Origin of the sequence: Streptomyces sp. T39, from assembly GCF_008042045.1 — a bacterium.
In the GTDB taxonomy this organism is placed as follows: domain Bacteria; phylum Actinomycetota; class Actinomycetes; order Streptomycetales; family Streptomycetaceae; genus Streptomyces.
This window is the reverse complement of the sequence record NZ_RDBP01000179.1, coordinates 1-4,594: the sequence shown is the minus strand read 5'-3', so window position 1 is coordinate 4,594 and position 4,594 is coordinate 1. Positions and strand designations below refer to the sequence as shown.

Below are 4,594 nucleotides of genomic sequence, written 5' to 3'. Positions count from 1 at the left end.
CCCGACGCCCCCTGGCCGCCGCTCTTCCGGGCGGACGGCACGGCCAGCCAAGTTGCCGCAGGCTGCTATTGGAAGAGTTGTTGACACGTTCCACTCGTTCGTGTGAACGAAAAACCCCGGCACACTTCGCGAACCGCATGGCCTGGCCAGGAAACGAAAAGGCGGCCCCGCCTCGACCACCGTGCTGGTGGAGGGGGCGGGGCCGTGGTGTGGGCTGCTACAGGGTGGACTTGAGGGCTTGGATCAGGGCGGCCCGCTCCTCCCGGTCGAGCGCCGACGCCAGCTCGCCGGCCATCTGCTCGAGGCCGCCGACGCACTCGACGTACTGGGTGAGGGCCTGGGCCCGCTGGTCGCGCTTGGTCAGCTCCCTGAAGACTATTTTCATGGCCTCCGCGCCGTTCGCCCACGGCATCTTGATCTGCCGCCGCTCGGGCACCTCTCCCAGATCGGGCGCCAGCTGCTGCTCCGCACGAGGCTCGGGCACATCGTGAGGCTCGGCCTTTACCGCGGTAAAGGCCGCCTGCTCACCGGCCGGCGCCACGACGGTGGGCACCACGGTCAGCGACGGAGGGCTTGCCGCGGCGGCACGTTCTCCGTCCCCTACGGGCTCGAGGTCCTTTACCGCGGTAAAGGGCTCTGCCGGGGCAGGAGCCACTGGGGTCGGCGGGGCAGCGGCCTCCACTCCTGCCGGTGCGGTACGGGCTGCACGGGGCCGGGCCTTGTCACTCTCCCGAGCCGCAAGCCGCGCCTCCCATGCCGGTACCTGCTGCTCCGGGGGCAGCCCGTACAACTCGCGGGTTTCCCGCAGCGGCAGCTCTCCTGACGACACCAGCGCCTGTAGTTCCGGCACCAGGTCGAGCAGTCGGGTCTGCTGGGTCACCCAGCCGGCCGACTTGCTGTAGTACTCGGCGACCTTCGCCTTGCCGCCGAGCTGCTCGACCATCGTCTGGATGCCGAGGGCCCGTTCAATGGGGTCGAGGTCCTCGCGGTCGGTGTTCTCGGAGAGGACGGCGTCGAGGAACGTGGCGCGGCTGGTGGCCACTTCTTCGTCGTGGACGACAGCGAGAGTCGCCCTGCCGGCCGCGCGGGATCCGCGGTAGCGGCGTTCTCCGTTGGCGATGACGTAGGAGGCGTCGCCAACGTGCTGGTCTTCCTCTGGCCACAGCTTCAGGTAGGCGGCGCGGGATACGACGACTGCGGGCTGCAGCTGCTTCTGCTCCAGGCGCTGCCCGAACTCGAGGAGGTCCTGCTCGGTGCCGAAGTTCCGCCGCGGGTTGAACCGGGTCGGCACGAGCTTGCTGAGCGGGAGGTGCAGCAGCAGGGGGTCGCTGCGGCCGGGGACGTCGTCGACCTTCGCGCCGGCGAGGGAGGCCAGGCTGGTGCGGCGGCCTGCCATCACTTACCTCCGCCGTAGCCGAGTTCGATGGCGAGGCGGTAGAAGTCCTCTCGCGCTTTGAAGGAGGGCTTGTTCTCGTCGTACTGGGTGACGACGCGCCCTTCGGCGGAGGCCCTGGTGTGGACCTTGTAGCGCCTTATGGCGACCTTCAGGGAGCGCCAGCCCTGGGCTTCGATGTACTCGCGGGTCTCGTCAAGGTCGGCTTTGCCGTCCCGGGGGTCCCAGTTGTTGACGAGGACGTGGTACGGCAGCCCGGCAGGTTCGATGACCTTCTGGATGGTGCGGGCGGTCGGGTCGAACGCGAGGGGCTCGGGCGGCATGGGGACAATGACATCGTGCGCGTACTTCAGGGCCTCGAGGAGGAGGTTCTCGTCCTGGAGGCTGCCGGGGGTGTCGATGAAGACGTGCTGGAGAGCGTCACTGTCCTTGAGGACGTCTGCCACGACGGCGCCGAGGTTGAGGGTGACGGTGGTCTTGCCGACGCCGCCCTTCTGGTTGGCGATGACGTGGACTTGGGCGCCAGTGTCCTTGAGGATCGACAGGTTCTCCGGGGACTCGTGTTCCTGGGAGAAGTCGAAGGGGAGGTCGCTGATCCTGTTGGCCCACCAGACGGTGGAGGCCTGAGGGTCGATGGACACGACGTGTACTGCTGCTGGCATTGTTGCTCCGTATGCTTTCCCGTGGGTTCCGGTACTTCGGGCAGGGAGCATCATTCCAGACGCGTTGGGCGCGGGAGTTGCCTGTGCCTGGCATGTCGCCCGGACGGGTTCTTTACCGCGGTAAAGGCGTCACGCTGCCTGGTGCGCGGCAGGCGAAGGGCCGCTGGGCTTTACCGCGGTAAAGCCGTGGCGAGCGGCGGGAGTCGTGCTGCTGTGGGACTCCGGGGTCTTCTGGTGGGTGCGGGCCCAGGTGTCGAGCCATGCGCGCTCGAGCCGGGCTTGCCGCCGGTGCCATGTGTTGCTGCGGGTGCGGGCCATGGGGTGTCTCCGATCCGCTGGGGGTGGTTCGGCGTCCCACGGTGCCGTAGATCGTGATGCATGTTCCCCCCTGCGGAGCTTTACCGCGGTAAAGCCGGGTCACGAGGCGGCGAAGAGGCGGCGGGGTTCGCGGTCGCCGGCGTACTTGCGGGCGATGGCTGCGAGGCGGATGGCTTCGGGGCTGTCGGCCTGGGGTCCGGCCTTGCGCTCGAGGAGTTCCTGCTGCGCGGCCGCTTCGGTGAATGCGTCGTCGGGCTCCCGGTTGGCGCGGAGGGCTTCGTCCTGGGCGCGGACGGCGTCCCGGACGGCGGGGGCCAGGTGGTCGGTCCGGTCCGGGCGGTGGGCGCGGGCGACGGCCAGGGTCTCGAGGTAGTACGGGTTCGGGGCGGCCGGCGGGGTCGTGGCCGCGGGCGCCTCCTGGGGTGCGCGGGTGTGTTCGGGCGGCTTGGTGTCGAGGTTGCCGACGCGTGCCAGACCGAGCTCCCTCACGACCTCGGAGCCGAGCTTGGTGTTGATCTGCTTCCGGAGCTGGTCGCCGAGGAGGCGGAGCTGTGCGGCCCACACGTCGCTGGAGGGCCGGAGGATGAGCATGCCCGTGTCCTCGCGGAACTCGAGCGCCTGGACCTTGCCCGCGTACTGGGGGCAGAGCTCGTCGAACCGGTCGAGGATGTTGCCGCCCTGCAGGTTAGTGTTCCAGCCTTGTTCGGTGGCCATGCGGCCGAGGATGGCGGCGAAGGGCTGGGGGTCGCGGCCGCCGGTCCGGTCGGTGCGCGTGCTGCCGGTCTTCTTCCGCGGGGCGCGGCCGGTGCCGGGGGTGCGGCCGGCCTTGTAGCCGTTGAGGGCCTGGCGGGCGAGGTCGGCTCCGGTCACGGGCTGGGTGGTCTGCTCGGTCACGGCGGGTCTCCTGTCAGGCGTAGGTGTGGAGGCGGAGGTTGCTCGAGCGGTCGGCGGCGAGGACCTGGTCGACGAGCCGGTTGGTGTACAGGCGGCGGGCGTAGGACTCGCCGGCGGTGTCGATGCAGGCGTGGATGACGGCCGGGTCGCGTTCCGCGGCCGCACGGAGGTCGATGACGGTGGCCGGGTCGAGGTCGTCGAGGGCGGGGGTGTCGTCGGCGGTGATGACGGAGTCGACGACCGTGGTGGCGGCGGCCAGCTCGTTCATGCGCTGTACGGCGCCGGCGAGGATCCGGCGGACGGACATGCGCTCGGGGGCGCCGGTGAGGCCGTGCTCGTAGCCGTCGTGCCGGGCGCGGGTGGCGGTCTGCTGGTCGCGCCAGTGGTCGACGAGCCGGGCCCGCTGGGCGGGCTGCGGGTAGAGCTGATGGACGCCCTTGAGCCGGTGGGAGAGCATCCCGGACGCGCGGCGGACGTCAGCAGCAGTGAGCGGGTGGTCCTGTTCGGCGATAGCCTGGACCTCGGTGGCGGTCCAGCCGGCGTCGGCGACGTGGCGGACGATCCACGCGATCCGCGGTACGGAGGCGTGCTGCAGCCACGGCACCTGGGCGGTGAGCTGTCGGGCGAGCTGGTGGCGGCGGCCGACCTTGTTCAGGACCCGGGTGCTCTTGCTGCTGCTCTTCGGGGTGGGGGAAACGGTCTGCCCGCTTGCGAGCTTGCTCTCAGGGGGGAGCGAGGTAGTACCGGCAGTAGGAACAGTTGAGGTACCACCCTGCATTGGGGTGCAACGCGACCCCCGCGAAACAGGGCCCTTGGTGCGCCGGCGGCGGGTCTTGCGGGTGGCCTTCTTCGCGAGCTTGGCGATCAGCTTGCGGGACTGCTCGGCGATGCGGACCGGTCGGCGCTCGATGCTGGCACCGGTCGTCTGGATGCCGAGGGTGGTGTCGAATGCCGTGGGGATGATGCGCTCGAAGTGCGAGGCCTGCCGCACGCGTCCGGACAGTCGGGTGCCTTTGCTGCGGTAGGCGAGGAGTCCGGTCTCGCGGAGCATGTCGAGGTGGTACTGCACGGTCCGCTCGGACGCGCCGAGCTTGCGGGCGATCCAGTCGATGCCAGGGCGGCATTCGGTGAGTGCGGAGATCAGCTTGGCGATGGCGACGGTGGTGGGGCCCCACTTGGGGCCGTGGCTGCGGGAGGGGGTGTAGGCGCCGCGGGTGGCCTGTTCGTCGATCCAGTGGACGGCTTGCATCCAGCTGTAGGGGTCGAGGGCGAGGCGGCCGGTCGTGGTGGCGATCCACTGGTGTGCTGCGTCCACCTGGAGGTGGCC

At 70.0% G+C, this 4,594-nt stretch carries 4 protein-coding genes; all 4 read right to left on the bottom strand.

Annotated elements, in window-relative coordinates; translation table 11 throughout:
• Positions 1-217: 217 nt before the first annotated feature.
• A complete protein-coding gene (locus tag EAO77_RS36560; protein WP_147992588.1) occupies positions 218-1,396 on the bottom strand; it encodes a ParB/RepB/Spo0J family partition protein in 1,179 nt (392 codons plus the stop codon).
• A complete protein-coding gene (locus EAO77_RS36555) occupies positions 1,396-2,055 on the bottom strand; it encodes a ParA family protein (RefSeq protein WP_147992587.1) in 660 nt (219 codons plus the stop codon). The genes EAO77_RS36560 and EAO77_RS36555 overlap by 1 nt, the downstream gene beginning before the upstream one ends.
• A 417-nt stretch (positions 2,056-2,472) precedes the next feature.
• Entirely contained in the window at positions 2,473-3,267 is a 795-nt protein-coding gene (locus EAO77_RS36550) for a DciA family protein (protein ID WP_187283582.1), read from the bottom strand.
• Positions 3,268-3,280: 13 nt separating this feature from the next.
• Positions 3,281-4,594: helix-turn-helix domain-containing protein (locus EAO77_RS39215; RefSeq protein WP_187283581.1), on the bottom strand; the 1,314-nt coding region annotated here is incomplete at its 5' end.